The sequence below is a fragment of the Desulfobacter postgatei 2ac9 genome, from assembly GCF_000233695.2.
Taxonomy (GTDB): domain Bacteria; phylum Desulfobacterota; class Desulfobacteria; order Desulfobacterales; family Desulfobacteraceae; genus Desulfobacter; species Desulfobacter postgatei.
The window spans coordinates 274,049-299,916 of the sequence record NZ_CM001488.1 but is presented as its reverse complement, the minus strand read 5'-3'; the positions used below and the strand labels follow the sequence as shown (position 1 = coordinate 299,916).

Sequence of the window (25,868 nt, the reverse complement as noted above, 5' to 3'; positions counted from 1 at the left end):
TAGAGGTGATCCGGTATTCTAATATTCTAACGTTATGGGGGGAGGACATGAAGAAAGTTTTTGTTCCGTTTTTCATTCTATTCATCGGAGTTTTCATTTTGACTTCCATTGCTTTTTGTACAGATCAGCATTGTGATGGTTGTGATATGAGTACGGAACATCTTATTTCAGAAATTTATGTAGCAACTTTTGGAAGGGCACCCGCGAATGCTGGTTTGAACTACTGGGCTGAATCAGTTGACACAGGGTATTTTACCATTGATCAAGTTGCACAATCCTTTTTTGACCAACCTGAAACTAAAGAAAAACTTCCAGAAGCGTTAAGCAATTCAGAGTTTATTACTAATATTTTTGATAATGTATTGAACCGCGCTCCAGCTGACGCGGGCTTAACTTATTGGGTGGACGCACTGGACAGTGGAGAGATACGGCGTGACCAGGCTATTATGGCTATCATTAATGGTGCAAAGTCCGCAACTGGAAGTTCCGAAGATGCCGCTACGTTAGCTAAAAAGACTGAAATCGGACTTCTTTTTGCTTATTCTGACGTAGGATCTATGACTGATGACGAGAGTTTTATGGATTGGGCAGCCAATATTATAAGTTCTGCGGCAAATGATGATTTTGATGTAGAAGAGGCAGAAGAGTATATTGCAGAATTGTTATCTGATATTGAGGTACAGCTCAAAATTGTAAAATCATCTGCCTCTTATGACGATTTTCCAAATTATGATTCTGCTGATATGGAGGAATTGGTAAATGGATTTTCTGACTATACCTTTGATTTTTATCACCAGGCCTCAGCAGATGAAAGTCTCCAGGATAAGAACATATTTTTTTCAACCTATAGCATAGAAAACGCCCTTGCCATGACCTGGGCCGGTGCAAAAAATAATACCGCCGATGAGATGGCAGACAGTCTGCACTTTACACTTCCGTCAAGCAGTTTTCATTCCACACTGAACGCTCTGAATGTGGATATAAACAGCCGGGATGATACCGACCCCTTCTTCATAGGGGGGGATGCTTTTCAGCTCAATTTAGTCAATGCGGTATGGAGCAATATTGGATACCCCTTTCTCGCCTCCTACCTTGATATTTTAGCACAAAACTATGATGCCGGTGTCCACACCCTTGATTTTTCAGGACAGCCTGATGCCTCACGATTGGTAATTAATCGGTGGGTGGAAGATCAGACTAATGAAAAAATTAAAGATCTGCTCCCTGAAGGTTCAATTTTATCGGATACAGCAGTGGTTCTAACCAATGCCATTTATTTTAAGGCATCCTGGTGCTCTCAATTTGATGAGGGAGCTACAATTCCAGGTGATTTTACACGTCTTGATAATTCTACCGTATCATCACAAATGATGCATCAGACGGTACGCACCAGGTTTTTTCAAAGTGAAGATTTTGATGCTGTTGAGCTGCCCTATGTGAGTCCGCACGATGAATCTCAATATTCCCAGGAGCTTTCCATGCTTTTAATTGCTCCCCATAACGGCAGATTTGATTCAGTTGAAAGCGCTCTTGATAATAATTTTATCCAATCTATTCTTTCATCTTTGTCCATAGGGGATGTTGAATTGACTTTGCCGAAGTTTGAGTTTGATTGCGAAATACGTTGTAAACAAATCATGCGCAATTTAGGCATGATTGATGCCTTTATTCCATATGCAGCAGATTTCAGCAATATGGTTGACCCCGAAGATTCAACGCCATATATTGATGAAATTTATCATAAAGCCTTTATTGCCGTTGATGAGAAAGGCACGGAAGCCGCTGCTGCAACAGCCGTTGTTGTGGATGTAGTTGCAGCATATGAGTCGGTAAGCATCTCTATGGATAGACCATTTATCTTTTTGATACGGGATGATTTTACAGGAACCATCCTGTTCATGGGTAGAGTAATTGATCCATCTCTATAACGACCATGTCCTGACGGACACAACAAATAATGAAAGATGTGAGTATTGAGTATTGAGAAAACAGCTTGTTTTAAATCTCACTACTCACTACTCATAACTTTCATATAAAAAAGCCATAGAAAAAGAAAAATGGCTCTCGCTGAAGAATTAGACGTTCAAGTGTCGCTGTAGTGTTACCAAACAAACTTTTGTTTGGTAATTGATGAATCGGCTGGAATTTCATTTTGAACGTTCTGTCTTAAGGGTATAATTCCTCCTTGAGCATACAACAGGCGATTTTATAGCGGGGGAATTCATTATCATCGTAGGAGAGATTTCCCGGCTGTATTAATTTGTTCATTACACAACCTTCGGGAATCTGCAAAGAGAAAAGATCCTTTTCATTGATTTTTGGACGAGGCATAAGTTGATTGTTTATTATTTCATAGGAATGAAAGGGAAAATCCTCACATAAAGGACATTGATACACCCGTCCGTTGGGGAAGATAAAATAGTTGTCCGCCACATTGGCAGCACATTCAAAGGTTTCTTCATGGGTAAGGAACACCTTGGGGTAGGTAACGATAATTCCCTGTTCTGCAATCTGTTCCGCCGTTTTTGGAATGGTTTTCTGCCAGATTGATTTTGATACCTGGTGCCTTGCATCCGTGTTTTCCGTTTCGCCCCGCATACCCACCACCTGGATAAAAAATCGTGAAATACCGAGATCCTTTACCAATTCAGGAAGCTTTGGGACCTCATGAATGTTTTTTTCAGAGACCGTATAGATCATTGAGCAGGAAAAACCTTTTTCCACAGCACGGCTGATACCGGACATGACGGCATCAAAGCATCCCTCTCCTCTGATGGCATCATTGATTCTCTTGCTGACACCATCCAGGGAAAATGAAAAAAAGTCAATCTGATTGGGTGTGATCTTGTCCAGGATGTTGTGAAATAAAAAACCGTTGGTATCAATGGTGATGGATTTGAATCCCATGGATTCGGCTATGCCTATGGCTGAAGCAAGATCGGGGTGAAGCGTGGGTTCACCCCCTAAAAAAATCAGGTTGGTATCCTTTGCTTTGGAAGAAAAGATACCAAGCCACGCCTTGATCGTATCCAGGGAAAGGGTGTTGCTTCCGTGCTGGTCTCGGTTGATATAGCAGTGGGCACAACGCAGATTGCATCGTGTCAGTATGTGGAAAAACAGATTGGTGCTCTGCCTTGAAAATGCAACGGTTTGTTTTTTCATTTTATCCCATGCACTGTTTGGTAAAATTGGGATCAAAGGGCACAGGGTATGTACCGTCAAAGCAGGCCTTGCAGAAATTGGCTTCAGGGTCATTGACTCCGGAGGCTTCGAGCATGCCTTCAATGGACAGGTAATGCAGGGAATCCAATCCAAGGTATTCGGTCAGTTCATCCAAGGGTTTCTGAGCCGCAATCAACTCTCCCTTGGATGAAAAATCAATGCCGTAGTAACAGGGGAACTTATGAGGCGGACAAGATACCCGCATGTGTATTTTTCCGGCTCCCAACTCCTTTAGTGCTTTCACACGGGTTTTGGCCGTGGTGCCCCGGATAATGGAATCTTCAACAATGATAATATCTTTACCTTTTATCAGTTCCCGTACCGGGTTCAGTTTCACCCGCACCGCAAAATCCCGCATGGACTGGGTGGGCTGGATAAAACTTCTGCCCACATAGTGGTTGCGTATCATAGCCATTTCAAAGGGGATTCCAGATTCTGCGGCATAGCCGATGGCCGCATAGTTGCCGGAATCGGGGAACGGCATGACCAGGTCTGCATCCACATGGGATTCCTGGGCCAGACGCCTTCCATGTGCCTTTCTCATTTCATAGACGTTTTTGCCGTCAATGGTGGAGTCAGGCCGGGCAAAATAGATATATTCAAATATGCACAAGGATTTTTTGGCAGCTGCATTGGGATGTTTGATACTCTTGATGCCGTCTTCACTGATAATAACGATTTCACCGGGGGCCAGTTCCCGGATGAATTCAGCCTGGATCAGGTCAAAGGCACAGGTTTCAGATGCCAGTACATAGTGCCCGTTGAGTTTTCCAAGGGCCAGGGGGCGGAATCCGTTGGGGTCTTTCATGCCGATAATTTCGCCCTTACAGGTCAGAAGAATCATGGAATAGGCGCCTTCAAGCTTTGAGACGGCCTTTAATATGGCTGATTCATAATCGCCCTTTATAAGGTTTTTAATAAACAGGTGCAGAAACACTTCCGAATCCATGGTGGTCTGGAAGATGGAGCCCTGTTCCTCAAGTTCTTCGCGGATGATGTGGGCGTTGACCAGATTACCATTGTGAGCCAGGGCATAGGAGCGGTGCCGATGGTTCACCACAAAAGGCTGGGCATTGGCCAGAACGGAATCTCCCGTCGTGGAGTACCGGACATGGCCGATGGCAGACCCGCCTTCAATGCGTTTAAGGTCGTCCATGTTGAAAATTTCCGGTACAAGTCCCATGCCTTTATGGGAGAAAATTTTATCATTAATCCCCCGGTTCACGGAGATGCCCGCACTTTCCTGGCCCCTGTGTTGAAGCGCATAAAGCCCGAAGTAGGTAATTTGGGCCGCTTCCGGGTGTTTGTAAAGGCCAAAAACCCCACATTCATCTTTGGGACGTTCACTGGGCGTAAAAACGGGGCAGGTCGAACAATTTGGGTGGGTCGTATTCATTTCTGGTTCTTTCAATGCTTAATTTCCTGGTGATAATACTGGAGTGGCTTAACCGTCAGGTTCTCTTTTTTCATGGCCTGGATGGCCAGGCTGATGGCCCGGGCCCCGTCCGTGGTGGTGGCATAAGGTATTTTATATTTAATGGCGGCCCTGCGAATTTCATAGCCGTCTCTTTGGGTCTGGCTGGAGGCGCCTGTATTTAATATAAGCTGGATTTCACCGTTTTTCACGGCATCCACCACATGGGGTCGGCCTGCGGATACTTTTTTTACAAATGTGGATGGAATTTTGTTTTCTTCCAGGAATGTGACGGTTCCCCGGGTGGCCATGATGGTGAATCCCATGTCATGGAAACATTTTGCCACAGGCAGTGCCGCCTTTTTATCCTTGTCCTGGACGGAGATAAATACAGTGCCTTCCTTGGGCAGTTTCTGTCCGGCAGCAAACTGAGCTTTGGCCACAGCTGCGCCAAGATCTTTATCAATGCCCATGACTTCGCCTGTGGATTTCATCTCCGGCCCAAGAACAGGATCGACGTTTTCAAAGCGGTCAAAGGGCATTACTGCTTCTTTGACACAATAATAGGGCGGGATAACTTCGGTGGTCACCCCAAGTTCTTTTAAGGTTTTTCCCAGCATCACCTTGGTGGCCAGTTTGGCCAGAGGCACACCGATCGCCTTGGAGACAAAGGGGATGGTCCGGGATGCCCTGGGATTGACTTCAATGATGTACACCGTGTCATTCATAATCCCGAACTGGATGTTCATCAGACCCTTGACATTAAGTTCTTTGGCAATGGCTTTTGCCGCATCAGACATCTCTTTGATGTGGTGCGCTTCAATGGAATAGGGCGGCAGCACACAGGCGGAATCTCCGGAATGGATACCTGCCTCTTCAATATGTTCCATCATGCCGCCGATAATGGTGTCTTCACCGTCGGAAATGGCGTCCACATCCAGCTCAAAGGCTTCTTCCAGAAACTTGTCAATGAGTACGGGCTTGTCCGGGGATGCCTGGACCGCCAGTTCAAAATAGGATTCCAGATCCTTTTCATCATAGACGATTTTCATGGCCCGGCCGCCCAGCACAAAGGAGGGGCGAACCATGACCGGGTATCCGATATCCCTGGCCACTTTCACGGCTTCTTGGTAGGAATATGCAATGCCGTTATCCGGCTGGCGAAGGCCCAGTTTTTTAAGCATGGCCGCAAAAAGATCCCTATCTTCGGCGCGGTCTATGCTTTCCGGACTTGTGCCGATGATGGGAACCCCTGCTTTTTGAAGGTCCGTGGCAAGGTTCAACGGTGTCTGGCCCCCGAACTGGACAATCACCCCAAAGGGTTTTTCCTTTTCCACGATGTGAAGCACATCTTCCCGGGTCAACGGTTCAAAGTAGAGCTTGTCCGAGGTGTCATAGTCCGTGGAGACCGTTTCCGGGTTGGAATTGACCATGATGGATTCAACCCCTTCTTCCCTTAAGGCAAAGGAGGCATGAACACAGCAGTAATCAAACTCAATACCCTGGCCGATACGGTTGGGACCGCCGCCCAGGATGATCACCTTTTTCTTGTCCGACACCCGGGCTTCGCATTCGCTTTCATAGGTGGAGTAGTAGTAAGGGGTAACGGCCCTGAATTCCGCAGCACAGGTGTCCACAAGTTTATATACCGGAACAATGCCTAAATCTTTTCGTTTCTGTTCGATCTGCTTGTCTGTCAGCCCCCCGGACAGATAGGCCAGCTGCGTGTCGGAGAACCCGTATTTTTTTGCCTTTTCAAAAAGATCCTTTGGCAGGTTCATACCGGCCAGTTTCAACTGCTTTTCAAGGTCGACAATCTGCTTCATCTGGTACAGAAACCATGGATCAATATCGGTGAGATCATGGATCATGGTGATGGGCATGCCGTGTTCAATGGCGTATTTGATGTAAAAAATCCGCTGGGAATTAGGGGTGGATAATTTGTATTCCAGATCCATACCCGCCACAGATCCGGGAGCAGGGTCTTTTCCGTCGGCACCAAAACCGGCCCGGCCGATTTCAAGGGAGCGCAGACCTTTTTGAAGTGCCTCTTTAAATGTTCTGCCGATGGACATGGTTTCGCCCACGGATTTCATGGCAGTGGTCAGTATGTCGTCTGTTTCGGGAAATTTTTCAAAGGTCCAGCGCGGAATTTTGACCACACAATAGTCAATGGACGGCTCAAAGCAGGCCATGGTTTCGCCGGTGATATCATTGGGAATCTCATCTAGGGTATACCCTACGGCAAGCTTGGCTGCAATTTTGGCAATGGGAAAGCCCGTGGCCTTGGAGGCAAGAGCGGAAGACCTGGATACCCTGGGGTTCATTTCAACCACGATAATATCCCCGTTATCCGGGTTCACGGCAAATTGAACATTGGAGCCGCCCGTGTCTACGCCGATCTCCCTGATGATGGCAATGGAGGCATCCCGCAGGGCCTGGTATTCTTTGTCGGACAGGGTCTGGGCCGGGGCCACGGTAATGGAATCGCCGGTGTGAACCCCCATGGCGTCAATATTCTCAATGGAGCAGATGATCACCACGTTGTCCGCGTGGTCCCGCATTACCTCCAGCTCGAACTCCTTCCACCCCAGAACAGACTCCTCAAGCATCACCTGGGTGATCAGGGAGGCGTCAAGGCCGGACTTGGCAAGATTTGCAAGCTCTTCCATGTTGTAGGCCACACCGCCGCCGGTTCCGCCCAGGGTAAAGCTTGGCCGGACAATAATGGGAAATCCGATCTGCTGGGCCACCTCTTCCACTTCAGTCATATTGACGGCAAACCCGGATTTTGGAATTCTCAAACCGATTTTATTCATGGCATCCCGGAACAGTTCGCGGTCTTCGGCCTTGTTGATGGCGTCAATGGAGGCACCGATCAGCTCAATATTATAGCGTTCAAATATCCCTGTTTTGGCTGCATCAATGGTGGTGTTCAGGGCAGTCTGACCCCCAAGGGTGGGCAGCACCGCATCGGGACGTTCAATCTCAATGACCTTGCACAGGGTTTCAGCCGTCACCGGCTCAATATAGACCCGGTCGGCTGTTTCAGGGTCGGTCATGATGGTGGCCGGATTGGAGTTGATCAGGACAACTTCAAATCCTTCTTCCTTTAAGGCCTTGCAGGCCTGGGTGCCGGAATAGTCAAACTCGCAGGCCTGGCTGATGATGATCGGGCCGGCACCAATGATCAGAATTTTGTGGATGTCGTTACGCTTTGGCATTTTCCATCACTTTTGCAAACTGGTTAAAAAGATAGGCCGCATCATGGGGGCCCGGGGAGGCTTCGGGGTGATACTGGACGGCAAACGCCCGGATGGTATCATTTTTGAGCCCTTCCAGGGAGTATTCGTTCAGGTTGATGTGGGTCAGCCGGCACTTGTTTTTGTCAAGGGTATTGAGATCCACTGCAAATCCGTGGTTCTGGGAGGTAATCTCGACTTTTCCGGTATCTATATTCTTCACCGGCTGATTGCCGCCCCTGTGGCCGAATTTAATCTTCATGGTTTTACCGCCCATGGCAAGACCTAAAAGCTGCATGCCAAGGCATATACCAAAGACGGGAAAATGTTCGAGAAGTTCGCGTATGGTTTCCACGATATAGGTCAAAGGTTCAGGGTCGCCGGGGCCGTTGGACAGGAAAATACCGTCCGGGTTCAGGTATTTTATGGTCTGGGCATCGGTTTTTGCCGGAACCACCAGCACCTCACATCCTGCGTTTTCAAGACAGCGGATGATATTGTATTTAATGCCGAAATCCAGGGCCACAACAGAATGTTTTGTGCCTTTGTGGCGCCATATAGAGGGGTCTTCAAGGCTTTTGGCATCCACATAATCGGGAGAGTTGTCTTTCCAGAAATAGGGTTTTCGGGTTGTGACATATCCAACCAGATCTGATCCTTCCATGGAAGGGATTAATCTTGCCCGGGCCACAAGGGATTCAGGGTCCAGATCCGTGGTGGAGATCATGGCGCGCATGGCACCCGATTTTCGTATATGCCGGGTAAGCGCTCTTGTATCAAGGTCCTCAATGCCCAGGATATGGGATTTTATCAGATAGTCGGCAAGAGTTCCCTTTGATCTGAAATTGCTTGGAAACGGTTGGTATTCTTTGACAATGAAGGCTGCCACATGAATACGGTCTGATTCAACATCTTCCGGACACACGCCGTAATTGCCTATGAGCGGATAGGTCATGGTGACCATCTGCCCGTAATAGGACGGGTCGGTCAAAATTTCCTGGTACCCGGTCATGCTGGTGTTGAACACCACCTCTCCCTGGGCTTCCCCCGGCCCTGTAAAACTTGTGCAGGAAAATGTTCTTCCATCTTCCAGGGCTAACAATGCTTTCATATGGATTAATACCTGTCCCTTAAATTTTTATGGTAAAAGCGTTCCACAATCTATTTAGAACCTGTTTAAATATCATGAAAAAGCTTTATTTTTCAAGTCCCGGGGTTTATACAAAATAAATATAGCCGGTTTTTATGGCCTGAACTCCAGTTATTTAAAGGCCCTGATCATGGGAAATACCGTCATCTTCAAACCGCCCAAGCTCGGCGTCCTGCTGCACCGGCCCCTGCTTGAGGCCTTCCAGAGCGCCTTTCCGCTATTCTGTCGGATGCAAAACTTGATGTGGCGGTTAAGGAGTGCCTTCTGGGAGCCCTCTCATTCAACGGTCAGCGCTGTACGTCCCTGTGATTCCCGCTATAAATCCATTGAAGAACCCTTAGGGTATGTGACGGATTCGGAATACGGCCAGCAGATCGATACAAATTGTTTGATCTTGGCAAGCCTGTGCCTTCGGCAAAGATAACCGATCTTTCTAAACCGATTTTGGACCGCATTATTACAACTCAAACACCCCTGAATACGAAGGAAGCGATCCGGTTTTATGAAGAATACGATGAATCAGATGCCATATGACTATTAACGATTACGATGAATTAAAAAGAAAATATAATGCCCTGCTTGAAGAGAACAAAGCTCTGAAAGCAAAAATCCGGGAATTTGTTTCCAAATCTGAAAATATTATTTCTCATCATAAACCTGTCCAATCCGGAGTAACTGCATTCAACCACTTTGAGAAACCTGCATCAAATCCAAAATCCGATGCAGCAGTGCCTGGAGGAACATATGGCGGTTTAGTTACCCGATATTCTCAAAATAATGAAAAGATTGATCTTTTCATGTCCTTGTTTCGAGGCAGGAGCGATGTGTATGCAAAAAAATGGCAAAGTAAAAAAGGCGCTACAGGATACAGCCCGGTCTGCCTGAATGAATGGGTCCCCGGGATCTGCAATAAACGCAAAATAAAATGTTCAGCATGTGGCAATCAATCGTATGGGACGCTAAACGAATCCGTTGTTGAAAAGCATCTCAGAGGGGAATTCGTCATCGGGGTGTATCCCATGAATCTTGATGAAACCTGCCATTTTATAGCTATTGATTTTGACAAAGAAGGATGGATACAAGACATTGCGGTTATCCGGAACATTTGTTCAAAATTTGACATACCGGTTGCAATAGAGCGGTCTCAATCCGGCAATGGCTGCCATGCCTGGTTTTTCTTCGAACAAAAAATTCCTGCAGCCTTTGCCCGAAAATTCGGGACATCACTCTTGACATACGCCATGGGTGAACGCCATCAAATTTCGTTCAAATCCTATGACAGGCTGTTTCCCAATCAAGATACCATGCCGGATGGCGGTTTTGGCAACCTGATCGCTCTGCCGCTCCAGAAAAAAGCCCGGGGTAACGGCAATGCGGTTTTTATCAGTGAAGATTTCAATCCATACCCGGACCAATGGCAGTTTTTATCCGGCATTCAAAAGCTGAACGAAAAAGATCTGACATCGTATATCAACAAGCTGACCCGTGGAAACGATCTGGGGGTGCTGAAAGAAGAAACATCAGAATCCAAACCGTGGCAAAAACAGCAATCCATTGGCCTGAAATCCAATGATTTCCCCAAAACGGTTAAAATTGTTAAATCCGGCATGCTGTACATTGAAAAAAGAGGATTAAGCCAGAAAGCATTAAATATCCTTAAAAGGTATGCAGCCTTTAAAAATCCTCTATTTTATAAGGCCCAGGCCATGAGGAAGTCAACCTTCGGCAAACCACGGGTCGTCTCCTGCTCAGATGATTATAAAGATCATATAGCATTGCCTTGCGGCTGCGAATGCGATGTCAAATCTTTGCTCAGGGAAAAGAATGTTACACTGATACACGAAGATAAATCCAATCCTGGAAAAGTGATCAATGTTGAATTCAATGGTGAACTACGGGAAGAACAGCAACTTGCAGTTGATGCATTGTCGGTACATGATAATGGTGTTTTATCGGCTGCCACGGCATTCGGGAAGACTGTTATCGGTGCAAAATTGATCGGTATGAAAAAAGTGAATACCCTGGTGTTGGTTCACCGGCAGCAACTGCTTTCCCAGTGGCGGGAACGGCTGGAACAATTTCTTATCATCAATGAATCCCTGCCTGAAGCGCCTGAAAAAAGAGGGCGTAAAAAAGAACAGGATATCATCGGCCACATGGCAGCAGGCAAAGACAGACTCAGTGGCATCGTCGATATAGCAGTCATGCAATCATTGAATACCAAAGGAGATGTCAAAGAAGTCGTAAAAAATTATGGAATGATCCTCGTGGATGAGTGCCATCATGTTCCTGCAGTTACTTTTGAACAAATATTGAAGCAGGCCACAGCAAAATATATTTACGGTCTGACGGCAACCCCTGCCAGATCGGATGGTCACCACCCGATTATTTTCTTTTATTGCGGGCCTGTACGTTTTTCCGTGGATGCAAAAAAGCAGGCAGAAAAGCGGCCCTTTGATCATTATTTAATTCCGAGATTCACATCTTTTAGAATACCACCTGGCGAGGACGAAGGACGGTTGTCCCTTCAGGAAATAACAAAGGATTTAGTATCAGATGAAATCAGAAATCAACTCATTATAGACGATGTCGTGGAATGCTATGAAAAAGGCAGAAAGTCACTTATTTTGACAGGGCGGGTGAGTCATGTGGCCAAGCTTGTGGAAAATCTGAAAGACAGACTATCCAATGTCATAAGCCTGACGGGCGGTATGGGGGATAAAAAAACAGCCCGGGTCATAGGTGAAATAAATGAAATTAAGGATACAGAACCCTTTGTACTGGTTGCTACCGGCAGCTATATTGGTGAAGGTTTTGATGAAGCGCGGCTGGATACATTATTCTTAGCCATGCCCATTGCCTGGAAAGGGACATTGCATCAATATGCGGGCAGACTGCACCGCTATTTTAAAGGGAAAGAAGAAGTTCGAGTTTACGATTACATCGATCTTCATGTAAAAATGCTTGAAAAAATGTACGGAAAGCGGCTGAAAGGGTATGCTTCAATCGGTTATAAAACCAAAGCGTCAAGGTTTCCCGATTCACCGACCAACCTTATTTTTAATAAAGACGATTTTTTTCCAGTGTATTTAAGAGATATTGCAGTTGCCTCAAAGTATGTACTGATCATCAGCCCCTTTGTCACAAAACAAAGAATGTTCCAAATGATGGATCACTTTAATGACCTGTTGAAAAAACAGGTTAAAATAACAGTCATAACCAGGCCTGCCAATGATTATGACGAAAATAGAAAAACCATGTTGAGCGATCTTTTTTCAACCATAGAAACCGGCGGTGTTCAAATGGTTTACAAATCCAACATCCACCAGAAATTTGCAATCATTGACAACAAAATCACCTGGTACGGGAGCATTAACCTTTTAAGCTTTGGCTACTCTGAAGAAAGCATCATGCGTCTTGAAAGCAGCAGTATTGCATGTGAATTAACTGACAGCATTGGTATGAGAGATTTTTTCAACAAACAAAATGCAATAAAGTGAGGTCTTATGAATAATCAACAAAAGATTGTGAGCCTGTTTCCATCAGAATCAAATATCCCTGAAGAATTTCGGATTCCGGAGCCTGTGGAACAGAAGGAATTCCTGGTTGACGGGCAAATTCATCACTGGGACGGTCCTGTGCAGGATGTGTTTTCGCCCGTGTGCCTGGCCGGGGACAGCGGCGTTGAAAAGAAGCGTATCGGCAGCTATCCGCTGCTTACGGAAAAGGAGGCGATGGAGGCTTTGGATGCGGCCGGCCGGGCCTATGACAGCGGTCGCGGTCACTGGCCGACCCTGGCTGTGGAGGACCGCATTCGCCATATGGAAAAGTTCGCCTACCGCATGAAGGAAAAGCGCGGGGAGGTCGTTCGCCTTATCATGTGGGAGATCGGCAAAAACCTTCAGGATGCCTGTAACGAGTTTGATCGCACCCTGGATTATATCCTGGGCACCATCGAAGCGTTAAAGGATCTGGACCGGGCCGGGTCGCGCTTTGACATCACCCAGGGGGTGGCAGCCCAGATCCGTCGTGCGCCTCTGGGGGTGGTTCTGTGCATGGGACCTTTCAACTATCCTTTGAACGAAACCTTTACCACCCTGATCCCGGCCCTGATCATGGGCAATACCGTCATCTTCAAACCGCCCAAGCTCGGCGTCCTGCTGCACCGGCCCCTGCTTGAGGCCTTCCAGGGCGCCTTTCCGCCGGGGGTTGTCAATACCGTATACGGCCGTGGGGCCAGGGTTGTAACTCCGCTCATGGAATCGGGCCGCATTGATGTGTTGGCCTTTATCGGCACCAGCCGGGTCGGCGACAGCCTCAAGAAGCAGCATCCCCGGCCCCACCGCCTGCGCTGTGTGCTGGGGCTGGAGGCCAAAAATCCGGCCATTGTTTTGCCGGATGCGAAACTCGACGTGGCGGTCAGGGAGTGTCTCCTGGGCGCACTGTCTTTCAACGGCCAGCGCTGTACCGCCCTGAAGCTACTGTTCGTGCATGAATCCATTGTTGAAAAGTTCCTGGATATGCTCTGCCGGGAGGTGGAAAAACTTGAACCGGGACTGCCCTGGCAGAGCGGGGTGGGGATCACCCCCCTGCCCGAGGAGAACAAGACCGGTTATCTGCAGGAACTCATCAATGATGCGCAGCAGGCGGGCGCGGTCATTCGCAATGAAAGCGGCGGCCTAATCAACCAGACCTTCATTTTTCCGGCCGTACTCTATCCGGTGACACCGCAGATGCGCGTTTTTAAAGAAGAGCAGTTCGGACCGGTGATTCCCGTTGTCCCCTATAAATCCATTGAAGAACCTTTAGGATATGTGACCGATTCCGATTACGGCCAGCAGATCAGCATCTTCGGTACCGATCCAGACTCCATTGCCGAACTCATCGACCCCCTGGTGAACCAGGTCTGCCGGGTCAACATCAATAGCCAGTGCCAGCGAGGGCCCGATACCTTCCCCTTTACCGGGCGCAAGAATTCCGCCGAAGGCACCCTGTCCATGTCCGACGCCCTGCGGGTTTTTTCCATCCGTACCCTGGTGGCTGGTAAACTCAACGACCTCAACAAGGAGATCATGTCGACCATTACCCGTGAGCGCAAATCCCGCTTTTTATCCACGAATTTTCTTTTGTAAATAAAAATTTTATGCAATCGGGGGGAAAATATTGAGAAACATCATATTCTTTAGTAAACAACCTATTAATATAAATACAGCTTTGAAAGGGAGGTTTCCTGATTGCCAAACCATGGATTTATTCGCAGATGCATTACGGAAACCCTGGAGGGATTGAGAGAGGGACTGACGCTTTTTTCCGGGCCGAGCAGGGCGGCAGTTATTTATGCCATCAGACCCGATGATCCTATGTATATCTTTGATCCCCAGAACCTTTTGGCCGGGCACGAACCCAAATTCAAAGAATTGTATATTGATTCAGATGATTGGCGAACCAAATGTTCCATCAAATATGACAAAAAAAAATTCAGCAATTTGATTCCCGAAAAAAATCTTGGGTTGGCCGGATTGATATCCTATGGCGGCAGATCAAGCTCTATCGTGTATCAGATGTGGTTTACCGACCACCATCCGGACATGTGTAACATAGGTCCAACCGAGCGGTGGCTGGAACATGCCGTTTACAGATTTTCTCATGACTTGGCCAATGAAGAAGAGTTGTACACAGGCATTTCCGGCTCTTTTCTCAAGGAATACGCCACCCATGCGGTCAGAGATTTTATTGTGGATGAAATGAATATCCGGATCGGCTGGGATACCAGAATGCGGGCTTACCCGATTTTAGAGGCAGTGCTTAAAATTTCAAGAACGCCGGAAGAAAGAGAATGGCCAAGAGGTAAGCTGATTTTTGTGGAAAAAGCATCCATCCCTAAAATGAATTTTATTTTAGAGCTTCCCGAAGCGGAGCAACCGTGTTTGGATAATGTCAAGCATATCAGAAAGCTGCTTGTCTCGGTTGAAAATTCAGATTTGAAACTGGTTGCCACTGAAAATACAATTATCGGCATCACCAGGGAAGATCATCCGGATTTTTTCATCTCAGTTGATTTTAGAGGCGGATACGGTTTTCTGGCAATCAATGATGATTTGGTGTGCTCTTTCTCCGACGGGCGCTTTAAATCGACCACGCATAAGGAAAAGCTGGTTCAGGTGGAAGAGGCATTGATGGACACTGATATGGATGCTGAAAAAGTCACCGCTTTATTTAAAGTAGTGACCGGGATTGTTCACAATGCTGCCGGCCACCGATATGGATGCAGTATTGTGATTGACCTCAATGATCCCCCGGTTTTTATCATGGGCCATTCGCTGCTGCACCCCCTGGACCTGAAAAATCAGGATAATTATGATCTGGCCAAATCCCTGTCCAAGGTGGACGGGGCACTGCACATCGGGGCTGATGTAAAGCTGCATCGATTTGCCTGTCTTTTGCAGGGCAGGAATGTGCCCGGTGAAAACAGGGCCAGGGGAGCCAGGTTCAACTCCGCTTTGCGGTTCACGGCAGAACACGAAAATGTTATTGTAATCGTAGTCTCATCCGATACCCTGGTCTCGGTCATGATGGGGGGTAAAGTACTAAAAACCAAATGGAAACTGGAAACCTCTCTCATATGCAATATCCCCGTGCCCCTGGAAAAATGGGTTCCTCTAAGCGAATAATGCCAAAACTATCGGTAAAGAGGTTTTTGTCCATGAATTATAAAATGAAAGCCATTCCATGAGTCAAGAAGCTATAGAACAGTTAATATCCGGTGTCTTTCCTGCGCTTCCCCAAACCCTTTACCAGGACTTGCAGCGGCGGATTCAAGATTATTTTTCCGCCGGGGATATACAGGATATCAGCCAGTTGCCTGTCAAACCCCAAGATTTTACCCGGATGATGCTGTTCAGTCCCTTTACGGCTCAACATATTACAGCAAACCCCTTGATACTTGGTCGGCTTGGTAAAAGTGGTGATATTGATACATCCTATGATCCGGGTGCTTTTAAAAACAAGCTTGCCGCTTTTATCTGTGATAGCCAGGACAATGCAGGGCTTAAAGCCCGGATGCTTGAATTCAAAGTATACGAAATCATTCGCATTGCCTGGCGGGATCTTACAGGTGCGGCACCATTGTCCGAAACCATGGCCGATCTGTCCGATCTTGCCTGTGCCTGTATCAGTTGCGGTTTTGAACAACTGTATCCCGGGCTGACCCAAAAATGGGGAACGCCGAGAGATAAGGACGGCCATACCCAGAACATTGTGGTGCTGGGTATGGGTAAGCTCGGGGCCGGCGAGTTGAATTTTTCTTCAGATATTGATCTTATTTTCGTATATCCCAATTCAGGGCAGACTGATGGGGAGAGATCCATATCCAATGATGAATTTTTTACAAAGCTGTGCCGGGAATTTATCAAGCTGTTTTCAATGGATAACGGGATCCATTTTTACCGGGTGGATACCCGTCTGCGTCCCTTCGGGGAGAACGGGCCCCTGGTTATGGATGCGGAAGCTTTTGAACATTATTACCAGTCCCAGGGCCGGGAATGGGAACGTTATGCCATGATCAAGGCAAGTCCGGTGGCAGGGGATATTGCAGCGGGCTACACAATTATTCAAACCCTGAAACCCTTTATTTTTCGCAGATATCTGGATTACGGCTCTTTTGATTCTTTCAGGGATATGAAACAACGCATAACATTCCAGGTGAAAAATGCCAGACTGAAACACAATATAAAAATCGGGTCCGGCGGTATCAGGGAAATTGAATTTTTCGGTCAGCTTTTTCAACTCATCAGAGGCGGTGTGGAACCGGCACTTCAGGTCAGACCCATATTGCCGGTCTTGGACACCCTGGTGGAAAAAAAGCTGATAGATCAAAAAGTGTGTGATCAACTCAAACAGGCCTATCATTTCTTGCGGCTTGTGGAAAACAGGCTCCAGGCCTACCAGGACCGGCAGACCCACGATATTCCAGACGATCCGGTTCAAAGACAGATCCTTGCCCTGTCCATGGGATATGTTGACGAAGATGCCTTTTATGCTGAACTGTCAAGGATTCAGGGTGTTGTGCATAAACATTTTTCCAGGCTTCTGGTGCAAGCCGATGACGAAGACAAAGACAATAGCAGCCAGGAATTGAAACAGATATGGGACAGTATCACAGATCCCCAGTTTCAGGGTGAAGATCTCTCTATTTCCGGTTACCAGGATACAGGATCTGTGGTTCGGCTTCTTAAAGCTTTGGCAGCCCATCCCCACACCCGCCAGCTTTCCCAGACCGGGCGCAATAAACTGTCCCAGCTTTTGCCCCGACTGATTAAAAAAGTGGGTGAACACCCGGATGCAGAAGAGGTAATGGCCAAACTCATTGATCTGGTGACAACCATTGAACGTCGTACGTGTTATCTGTCTTTACTCATTGAAAATAAAGGTGCCCTTGATACCCTGATCGTTCTTGCCCGTAAAAGCCCATGGATTATTTCGTTTTTAAGTCAACACCCCGTTCTTTTAGATGAGCTTATTTATCCGGAAACTCTGTATTCTCCGCCCAAACGGGATATGCTTGAACGGGAAATGGAAAGCCTGATGGCCCGGGTCCCTCAGGATGATCCGGAATACCTGCTCGAAGCACTCAATATTTTTCGCCAGATCAATACGCTCAGGGTGGCTGCGGCAGATGTGTCAGGTAATTTCCCGCTGATGAAGGTCAGTGATCACCTGACCTGGATTGCTGAAACCATTCTTAACCAGGTGGTGGCGTCATCCTGGCAGATTGTAACTGAAAAATATGGGTATCCCAAGGGCATGGAAGGCAAAGGTGTTGAAGAATGCGGATTTATTGCCATTGCCTATGGTAAGGTAGGCGGGCTTGAAATGGGATATAAATCCGATCTGGATATGGTTTTTATTTTTGATGCTGAACCAGGGATTACCAGCGGAACCGAACGGTCGGTAGACATTATCCGTTTTTATTCCAATTTAGGCCAGCGCATTATCCATGCCCTGACCATGCATACCTCGGCCGGTACCCTTTACGGTGCGGATATGCGGCTTCGGCCCGGCGGGGATTCAGGCACCATTATCACCCATATCCAAACCTATGAGGATTACCTGGAGAACCAGGCCTGGACATTTGAACACCAGGCCCTGATCCGGGCCCGCCCCGTGGCCGGTGATCCGGCATTGTTCAAACGGTTTGATACCATACGCAAAAAAATTCTGACCCGTAAGCGAGATGATGCAACATTGAAAAAAGAAGTTGGACAGATGCGTGAAAAAATGCGGGCTCAGCGGTTAAAGTACGAACCCGGAGTATTTAATCTAAAGCAGAGCCGGGGGGGGATTGTGGATATTGAATTCCTTGTTCAATATCTTGTGCTGCGCCACGCCTGTGACTATCCAGATGTTGTGGAATGGACGGACAATATCCGCCTGCTTCAGGCATTGAGTGTGGATGGCCTGATATCCGGTGAGAAGAGCAGCATTCTCCAGAATGCCTATGTAGCCATGCGAAGGGCCATGCACCGCCTCACGCTTCAGGAGCGGTCCGCCACAGTTGATGAGTACCTGTTCAGTGAGCAGGCTGCCAAAGTAGCGCAAATTTATGATGCTGCCTTTATGATTTAAGGGACTGCGCACACATCAACAATCTTTGAAAAATTACCGATAAAATTCTTTTTATTTATTGAACCTGACATCAATCCGGATTTGCTTTCAAGAAACCCGGATTGATGCCTTTTCAGTATTTTCAACATTTTTTTAACCTGTTTTCAACACCAATACATTTGTTTTGAACTTCATCAAGATTGTTGTTTGCCAGGGCTTTTATTTGTTTTGAACATGTTATAAACACAAGTTTTCATCAGCTTTTGAACATGATTTTCTATTTATTGACATTTTATCAATACCGTTTTGAACTTTTGAACATTTTATATGAGTGTGTTGATAAATGTTGGAATATGGTAAAACATATAACACTCAGCAATGAAAATATATGCCCTGTTGATTACGGAAAAATTTAATGAATACTGGAAACAAGATAATGACAACACCTAACAACACCATGGACTACACGGCAAATCGTGAATTGCTTGGCAGCCGTACTTTCAAATTTGCCTGTCACGACAGTGTGCCCTGCTTTACCCGTTGCTGCCACAATGCCGACATGTATCTTTATCCCTATGACATTGTACGCATGAAACAGAATCTTAACATGACCTCGGAAGAGTTCCTGGTTGCCCATACCACAACAGCCATCCGCAGCATGCCCACCTTTCCCAATGTAATGTTGAAAATGAGCGACCGGCAGGGCAATCCCTGTACCTTTCTGACGGAAAAGGGGTGTACGATTTATCCAGACAGACCCTACTCCTGCAGGGCTTACCCCCTGGAACCGGCCATTTATGGTGATGCCGACGGCAGCATGCATATGCAGTATTATGTCATGCACCATGATTACTGCAAGGGACATGATGAAGATAAAGAATGGACTGCCAAAGCGTGGATGGCGGATCAGGAAATGCAAGTATACCATGAACCCAACAACTGCTGGGCGCGTATTGCAGGCCGTTTGCAGGTCGATTCGTTCAAGGCCCAGGGCCTTGATATGAATAGCCCGCCCATGAAGATGGCTTTCATGGCCAGTTATAATATGGACACCTTTCGCCGCTTTGTTTTTGAAACCAGTTTTCTATCGCGTTATGTTATTGCGCAGCAGCAACTGGACGCAGTGAAACAAGATGACCGGGAGTTGCTCATGCTTGGGCTTTCCTGGATCCAAAGGTTTTTGTTTGGTGAAGGTCAGTTAGAAGAACGCGCTTAAGGAAGAAAACGTGACAAAACCGATACAATCGCTTTGAAGACCCTGTCTGAATGTCAGGGGCTTCAAAGCGATATTAAGAAAATTTGTCCGGCACTTTGACCGGAAACATTGTCCCTTAAATTTTCATCTGGTCCATGGCTTTTTTCATCTGCCGAACAGCCTGGCGCAGGCGTTCTTCATTTTCAACCAGAGCCAGACGAAGATATCCTTCTCCCTCTTCGGAGAAACCTGCTCCTGGTGCCACTGCCACATTTCCGTTGTTCATCAGTTGGATGGCAAATTCCATGGAACCCATTTTATTAAAAGGTTCAGGGATTTTTGCCCATACAAACATGCCGGCCTTTGGTCTTGTTATATCCCATCCGATTCGTTCAAGACCTGAACAAAGTACATCCCGACGGTTTTCATAAATTTTTGCCAGTCCGGGAATGGTGTCATCACAGTCCCGAAGCGCAATAATACCTGCCACCTGGATGGCAGAAAAGATACCATAATCAAAATAGCCTTTAATTTTTCCAAGTGCCTCGACAATTTTTTCATTACCAACGCAATATCCAATGCGCCAGCCGGCCATATTGTATGATTTGGAAAAGGATCCAAATTCAACACCGACATCTTTGGCACCCTCAATTTCCAGGAAACTTGGGGCTACATATCCATCATAGGTTATTTTGCCGTAGGCAAAGTCATTGATAACCATGAATTTAAACCGTTTGGCAAGTTTTACGACCTCTTTGAAAAAATTTTTATCCGTTACAACGCCGGTGGGATTATGGGGATAGTTGAGCATAAGGACCTTTGGGCTGGGATAACAGGATTCACATACTGTAATAATCCTGTCCAGAAAGCCCTTTTCAGGTTCCAGGGGAATTCTCATAACATTTGCACCGGCGATCACCGCTGCATAGATATGGATGGGAAAGGCCGGTGCCGGAACCAGAACGCAGTCCCCGGGACCCATGATGGCCAGGCACAAATGGGAAATCCCTTCTTTGGAGCCAATGGTAAAGTAGGTTTCTTTGTCCGCATCCAGAGTAATGTTGTAATGGCGGCCATAATATTTGGCAATCTCTTTTTTTAAATTGGGAAGTCCTGAACTTTCCGGGTACCTATGGGATTTGGGATCCTTGGCAACATTCACCAGCTTTTCAATAACCGCATCAGGTGTGGGATCCATTGGATTGCCCATACCAAGGTCAATGACATCATCCCCATTGCGCCGTTTCTCCATTTTCATTTTATTAATCATACCGAAAAGGTAGGGGGGCAGGTAATCCATCCGGGATGCAAACCGAATAATCTTGTCTTCTTCCACGTCAAAAGCTCCTAATCATAAATGGTTGAAACATGAAATCAAAATAAAAAGAATATCAGATTTTATTAATCTGATAAAATCAAATCTTTATAAAATTGTTTTCATGTTTTAATTTTAATAATGTTTCACGGGAAACATTATCCATTTTAGTTGTTATAATAAATGATTATCTATAAAATGAAAGTAATGATTTTATAAAAGAGAGGGGGGCATGAGGAAACAGGGATCAAATGCAGAGCAGATTTTAAATGCCCTTAGAAAACTGACTGCCTATTTAAATTCCATGGAGCGCAATCCTTCCGGATTTGGCGAAGATAAAACAACCTGGTTCAAGTATCCCCTTAAAATTATTTCGGAAACATTGCTTTTCAATGTAAGTGTGCTTTACCGGGTCTCAAATATCATCAATGATCGACTGATTCTTGAGGTGGTCAAGGTTGTGGATCCGGGCGCAATGAGAATGGATCTTCAGGAGGGCCGGAAACTTCGTCTTTTTCTTGATGTCCGGGATAAACGGTATGTTAATGAGGTCCATGCATTTTTAAATAAAAAAACATCCCATATTAAGGTAATAGGCATGGGGTGTGACATTATAGGCTATGTCTATTTTCCCGAAAATTTTGGCGGTATTTACCTTGTGGGCGGCGATTTTACGGGCAAAGAGCGCGGGCTCCAGGACTTTGAAATTTCAGCCATGGAAATTATGTGCAATCTGTTATCCTCGATCATCATGAAAACCATGTTTGAACAAAAAGCTGAATATGACGATCTTACAGGCTTGTATAATTCGGGAAAAATAAAGGAAGAGGTTGAAAAAATTATTCTGCGGTTTAAACGCAAACCCTATGCCTCTGCTGTCCTGGCCATGGGTGATATTGATTTTTTTAAGTCGGTGAATGATAATTACGGGCATATTCAGGGAGATTTTGTTTTAAAAGAAGTGGGCAGGATTATATCCAATTCCATGAGAGAGTGCTTTGATCTTGCCGGACGTTATGGTGGGGAAGAATTTTTAATTATTTTTGAAGATTCTGATATCCAGGGCGGTTTTGAAGTGGTAGAACGCCTAAGACAACTCATTGAGAATCATGATTTTCCGATAGTTGAACGTAACGGAACCACTATTAAAAATAAAACCATGAATGTTACCATGTCCTTTGGCTTATCTTTGACAACAGGCAATGATAAATCGGTCACATCAACTGATTGGATAGCAAAAGCGGATAATGCACTATACCAGTCAAAGAACAATGGCCGGAATCAGACTACGGTATACCAGGAAAATTCGGGAATCAAATAAAGATCATAATTGTTAGACCAAGGAAATATTGACACTGAACACTTCCGGGTCCTTCTGGTATATTTTAAGACCTTCCATGATGCCGGTCGCTTCTCTGACGTCACCATTACCGGGACCTAAAATCAGGGGCCCTTTAAAACTGCCTGGGATTATCAATTCAGAACCCGGGTTTTCCATTGAAATAATAAAAATACCTGTCACTTCTTTTTCTACGATATATGGAAAGACAATACCGGAAGGAATAAAAAAAGAGCCTTTTCCGGAAAGACCCCACCCTTCATATGGGCGGCTGTGACCGAATTTATTCCATCCAAGATACATTTTATTTATAAAATGAAGATTTAAGCCTTCAAGATACAAGAAGGATAAAGGGTCTTCATTGTTTTTGCCCCAAAGATGGTTGTGTGTCCTGATGGCAAAGGCCCTTGCTTTTTTTTTCCAGGCTTGGAGATCCACGCAGGAATTATTTTCAGAGTAAAGATTAGATTTCATCGGGTATAAACGTGGCCAGATCCCATAAGGATAAAGCCTTTGCCTTTTCAATTACAGTTTTAGAGAGCCGACCTTTCTCAAGAACAAGAGCGGTTTTATAAATATTATAGATAATAGCTGTATGCATTGAAATGTCCCCCAAGGTTAAATTCGAAAAAGCATATAATAAATTTTGTAAATTGTGTCCATTCATAAAATTGCCTGACCGAAAACCGTACAATATGTGCGGGTCTCTGTGATTTTATCGGTTTAAAAAAAATATTGTTTTATTTAATCAATTGAAATTATATGTATAATTGAATTTTCATTCAGAAGGACTAAAAAAAATAAAAAAAGTGTTTGACAGGCGTATCATTTTCAGGCATATTTCGTCGGTCTTCTCGAGGGGACAAAGCAAAGCGGTTTTCTTCGGGGAGATTTTTTTTGAGAGCAGTAAGTTTGATCTTTGAAAATTGGTCAGTGAAAAAGAAAAGAGCGGGTCAATGACAATGCGCTTTGGAGCGTAACAGCTTTAAGTGCAGACCTTAAAAAGTTTTAGTAAAGGATTATAACTGGAGAGTTTGATCCTGGCTCAGAATGAACGCTGGCGGCGTGCTTAACACATGCAAGTCGAACGAGAAAGGGATTGCTTGCAATCCCGAGTAGAGTGGCGCACGGGTGAGTAACACGTAGATAATCTGCCTTCAAGCCTGGGATAACTATTCGAAAGGGTAGCTAATACCGGATAAAGTCGATTTACACAAGTAGATTGATGAAAGATTGCCTCTTCTTGAAAGCAATTGTTTGGAGATGAGTTTGCGTACCATTAGCTTGTTGGTGGGGTAAAGGCCTACCAAGGCAACGATGGTTAGCTGGTCTGAGAGGATGATCAGCCACACTGGAACTGGAACACGGTCCAGACTCCTACGGGAGGCAGCAGTGAGGAATTTTGCGCAATGGGGGCAACCCTGACGCAGCAACGCCGCGTGAGTGAAGAAGGCCTTTGGGTCGTAAAGCTCTGTCAACAGGGAAGAAGTTACAATTGTTTAACAGATGGTTGTATTGACGGTACCTGTGGAGGAAGCGCCGGCTAACTCCGTGCCAGCAGCCGCGGTAACACGGGGGGCGCAAGCGTTATTCGGAATTATTGGGCGTAAAGGGCGCGCAGGCGGTCTTGTCCGTCAGGTGTGAAAGCTCGGGGCTCAACCCCGGAAGTGCACTTGAAACAGCAAGACTTGAATACGGGAGAGGAAAGCGGAATTCCTGGTGTAGAGGTGAAATTCGTAGATATCAGGAGGAACACCGATGGCGAAGGCAGCTTTCTGGACCGATATTGACGCTGAGGCGCGAAGGCGTGGGTAGCAAACGGGATTAGATACCCCGGTAGTCCACGCAGTAAACGTTGTACACTCGGTGTAGCGGGTATTAAAACCTGCTGTGCCCAAGCTAACGCATTAAGTGTACCGCCTGGGAAGTACGGTCGCAAGACTAAAACTCAAAGGAATTGACGGGGGCCCGCACAAGCGGTGGAGCATGTGGTTTAATTCGACGCAACGCGAAGAACCTTACCTGGGTTTGACATCCTGTGAATATCCCGTAATTGGGATAGTGCCTTCGGGAGCACAGAGACAGGTGCTGCATGGCTGTCGTCAGCTCGTGTCGTGAGATGTTTGGTTAAGTCCAGCAACGAGCGCAACCCTTATCGTTAGTTGCCAGCATTTAAAGATGGGAACTCTAACGAGACTGCCCGGGTCAACCGGGAGGAAGGTGGGGATGACGTCAAGTCCTCATGGCCCTTATATCCAGGGCTACACACGTGCTACAATGGTAGGTACAAAGGGCAGCGACTCCGCAAGGGGAAGCCAATCCCAAAAGCCTATCTCAGTCCGGATTGGGGTCTGCAACTCGACCCCATGAAGTTGGAATCGCTAGTAATCGCGGATCAGCATGCCGCGGTGAATATGTTCCCGGGCCTTGTACACACCGCCCGTCACACCATGGGAGTTGATTATACCCGACGTCGCTGGGCTAACTTTTAGAGGCAGGCGCCTAAGGTATGGTCGATAACTGGGGTGAAGTCGTAACAAGGTAGCCGTTGAGGAATCAGCGGCTGGATCACCTCCTTTCAAAGGAAAGAATAAATAAGCTTTTTTCGGCTTCACTGGCCAACTTTGAGAGATTAAACCTCTCTTTGTTCTTTGACAATTTGTTGTAGTAAATATTAATAGCGTTGTTGATAAAGTGCCGTAGGGCACGGAATCAACTAAAAATATAAAAAGGTGTGTGAGATTAAATCGAACATGCCGGCTATGTTGAAGAAAAAATTGATGAAATCCGAGGCGCAAGCGGGGATTTTAAATAAGGCGTAGTAGACTACGCCGTTTTAAAATTCACGCGCAGCAACGAAGGAGTTCGCAATTTTTTCGAAAACATCAAAGCGTTTAAACTTATTTGTGGAATAGTGGCTAAGCTACTAAGAGCAAACGGCGGATGCCTTGGTGTCAAGTGAAGAAGAAAGACGTGGAAAGCTGCGATAAGCCTCGGTTAGGAGCTAAACATCCTTTGATCCGGGGATTTCTGAATGGGGCAACCCGGCACGGTTAATACCGTGTCATGCCTTTCTGAATAGATAGGAAAGGCAAGGTAACGGGGAGAACTGAAACATCTTAGTACCCCCAGGAATAGAAAGTAAAAACGATTCCCCAAGTAGCGGCGAGCGAACGGGGACCAGCCCAAACCGTTAACGTGTCAAGCCCGAAAGCGTTGCGTTAACGGGGTCGCGGGATGCAATTGGATCCAGTTTCGGATGGGTCAATAAGTTACAAAAGATATCATTAGCTGAACAAGCTGGAAAGCTTGACCATAGCAGGTGACAGTCCTGTAAGTGAAAATGATCTCTCTTATTTTTGCACTCCCAAGTACTGCGGAACACGAG

The 25,868-nt window shown here is 46.2% G+C and carries 15 protein-coding genes and 2 rRNA genes (1 of these 17 cut by a window edge); 10 read left to right on the top strand and 7 right to left on the bottom strand.

Translation table 11 applies throughout. The features are described from left to right. The first annotated feature begins 47 nt into the window (after nucleotides 1-47). Complete coding sequence (locus tag DESPODRAFT_RS18495) at nucleotides 48-1,928, top strand: serpin family protein (protein WP_004070787.1); 1,881 nt, start codon at nucleotides 48-50, stop codon at nucleotides 1,926-1,928. Between the two features lie 238 nt (nucleotides 1,929-2,166). Here DESPODRAFT_RS18495 and DESPODRAFT_RS01495 read toward each other — a convergent pair whose 3' ends face one another. From DESPODRAFT_RS01495 to carA, 4 genes are read right to left on the bottom strand one after another with little or no spacing between them, the layout of a single operon-like run. Further along, nucleotides 2,167-3,162: a radical SAM protein gene (locus DESPODRAFT_RS01495; protein ID WP_004070785.1), complete on the bottom strand. Its 996-nt coding sequence runs from the start codon at nucleotides 3,160-3,162 to the stop codon at nucleotides 2,167-2,169. 1 nt (nucleotide 3,163) lies between these two features. After that, a complete protein-coding gene (gene purF / locus DESPODRAFT_RS01490; RefSeq protein ID WP_040016122.1) occupies nucleotides 3,164-4,618 on the bottom strand; it encodes an amidophosphoribosyltransferase in 1,455 nt (484 codons plus the stop codon). Between the two features lie 11 nt (nucleotides 4,619-4,629). After that, nucleotides 4,630-7,860, bottom strand: coding sequence for a carbamoyl-phosphate synthase large subunit (carB, locus tag DESPODRAFT_RS01485; protein WP_004070783.1), 3,231 nt, complete (start codon nucleotides 7,858-7,860; stop codon nucleotides 4,630-4,632). After that, nucleotides 7,847-8,989, bottom strand: coding sequence for a glutamine-hydrolyzing carbamoyl-phosphate synthase small subunit (gene carA / locus DESPODRAFT_RS01480; RefSeq protein ID WP_004070782.1), 1,143 nt, complete (start codon nucleotides 8,987-8,989; stop codon nucleotides 7,847-7,849). The genes carB and carA overlap by 14 nt, the downstream gene beginning before the upstream one ends. A 169-nt stretch (nucleotides 8,990-9,158) precedes the next feature. Here carA and DESPODRAFT_RS20810 point away from each other — a divergent pair, with 169 nt between their 5' ends. The 6 genes from DESPODRAFT_RS20810 to DESPODRAFT_RS01445 all read left to right on the top strand — a co-directional run bounded on the left by DESPODRAFT_RS20810 (nucleotide 9,159) and on the right by DESPODRAFT_RS01445 (nucleotide 19,847). After that, nucleotides 9,159-9,452 carry a hypothetical protein gene (locus DESPODRAFT_RS20810; protein WP_040015791.1) on the top strand — a complete coding sequence of 98 codons (294 nt, stop codon included), beginning with the start codon at nucleotides 9,159-9,161 and terminating at the stop codon, nucleotides 9,450-9,452. Nucleotides 9,453-9,558: 106 nt separating this feature from the next. Further along, complete coding sequence (locus DESPODRAFT_RS01470) at nucleotides 9,559-12,528, top strand: TOTE conflict system archaeo-eukaryotic primase domain-containing protein (RefSeq protein WP_004070781.1); 2,970 nt, start codon at nucleotides 9,559-9,561, stop codon at nucleotides 12,526-12,528. 6 nt (nucleotides 12,529-12,534) lie between these two features. Next, the gene (locus DESPODRAFT_RS01465) at nucleotides 12,535-14,160 is read left to right on the top strand and encodes an NADP-dependent glyceraldehyde-3-phosphate dehydrogenase (RefSeq protein WP_004070780.1); all 1,626 of its coding nucleotides are present in this window, start codon (nucleotides 12,535-12,537) and stop codon (nucleotides 14,158-14,160) included. Nucleotides 14,161-14,262: 102 nt separating this feature from the next. Then, complete coding sequence (locus tag DESPODRAFT_RS01460; protein WP_004070779.1) at nucleotides 14,263-15,699, top strand: DNA integrity scanning protein DisA nucleotide-binding domain protein; 1,437 nt, start codon at nucleotides 14,263-14,265, stop codon at nucleotides 15,697-15,699. Nucleotides 15,700-15,757: 58 nt separating this feature from the next. Next, nucleotides 15,758-18,652 carry a bifunctional [glutamate--ammonia ligase]-adenylyl-L-tyrosine phosphorylase/[glutamate--ammonia-ligase] adenylyltransferase gene (gene glnE / locus DESPODRAFT_RS01455; protein ID WP_004070778.1) on the top strand — a complete coding sequence of 965 codons (2,895 nt, stop codon included), beginning with the start codon at nucleotides 15,758-15,760 and terminating at the stop codon, nucleotides 18,650-18,652. 415 nt (nucleotides 18,653-19,067) lie between these two features. Next, a complete protein-coding gene (locus DESPODRAFT_RS01445; protein WP_004070776.1) occupies nucleotides 19,068-19,847 on the top strand; it encodes a YkgJ family cysteine cluster protein in 780 nt (259 codons plus the stop codon). 115 nt (nucleotides 19,848-19,962) lie between these two features. Here DESPODRAFT_RS01445 and DESPODRAFT_RS01440 read toward each other — a convergent pair whose 3' ends face one another. Then, nucleotides 19,963-21,162 carry an aminotransferase class I/II-fold pyridoxal phosphate-dependent enzyme gene (locus tag DESPODRAFT_RS01440; RefSeq protein WP_004070774.1) on the bottom strand — a complete coding sequence of 400 codons (1,200 nt, stop codon included), beginning with the start codon at nucleotides 21,160-21,162 and terminating at the stop codon, nucleotides 19,963-19,965. A 211-nt stretch (nucleotides 21,163-21,373) separates the two neighbouring features. On the opposite strand from DESPODRAFT_RS01440, the gene DESPODRAFT_RS18490 reads away from it, so the two are divergent. Continuing rightward, a complete protein-coding gene (locus DESPODRAFT_RS18490) occupies nucleotides 21,374-22,462 on the top strand; it encodes a GGDEF domain-containing protein (protein ID WP_004070773.1) in 1,089 nt (362 codons plus the stop codon). A gap of 12 nt (nucleotides 22,463-22,474) precedes the next feature. Here the strand turns inward: DESPODRAFT_RS18490 and DESPODRAFT_RS01430 are convergent, their stop codons facing one another. Together DESPODRAFT_RS01430 and DESPODRAFT_RS01425 are read right to left on the bottom strand one after the other, a co-directional pair. Continuing rightward, nucleotides 22,475-22,954 carry a hypothetical protein gene (locus DESPODRAFT_RS01430; RefSeq protein WP_040015789.1) on the bottom strand — a complete coding sequence of 160 codons (480 nt, stop codon included), beginning with the start codon at nucleotides 22,952-22,954 and terminating at the stop codon, nucleotides 22,475-22,477. Continuing rightward, nucleotides 22,944-23,081, bottom strand: coding sequence for a hypothetical protein (locus DESPODRAFT_RS01425; RefSeq protein WP_004070771.1), 138 nt, complete (start codon nucleotides 23,079-23,081; stop codon nucleotides 22,944-22,946). The genes DESPODRAFT_RS01430 and DESPODRAFT_RS01425 overlap by 11 nt, the downstream gene beginning before the upstream one ends. 421 nt (nucleotides 23,082-23,502) lie before the next feature. Here DESPODRAFT_RS01425 and DESPODRAFT_RS01420 point away from each other — a divergent pair. Both DESPODRAFT_RS01420 and DESPODRAFT_RS01415 read left to right on the top strand, forming a co-directional pair. Then, a 16S ribosomal RNA gene (locus DESPODRAFT_RS01420) occupies nucleotides 23,503-25,059 on the top strand. 337 nt (nucleotides 25,060-25,396) lie between these two features. Then, nucleotides 25,397-25,868 (top strand): 23S ribosomal RNA (locus tag DESPODRAFT_RS01415) (it continues 2,513 nt past the right edge of the window). Together the 16S and 23S rRNA genes form the textbook arrangement of a ribosomal RNA operon.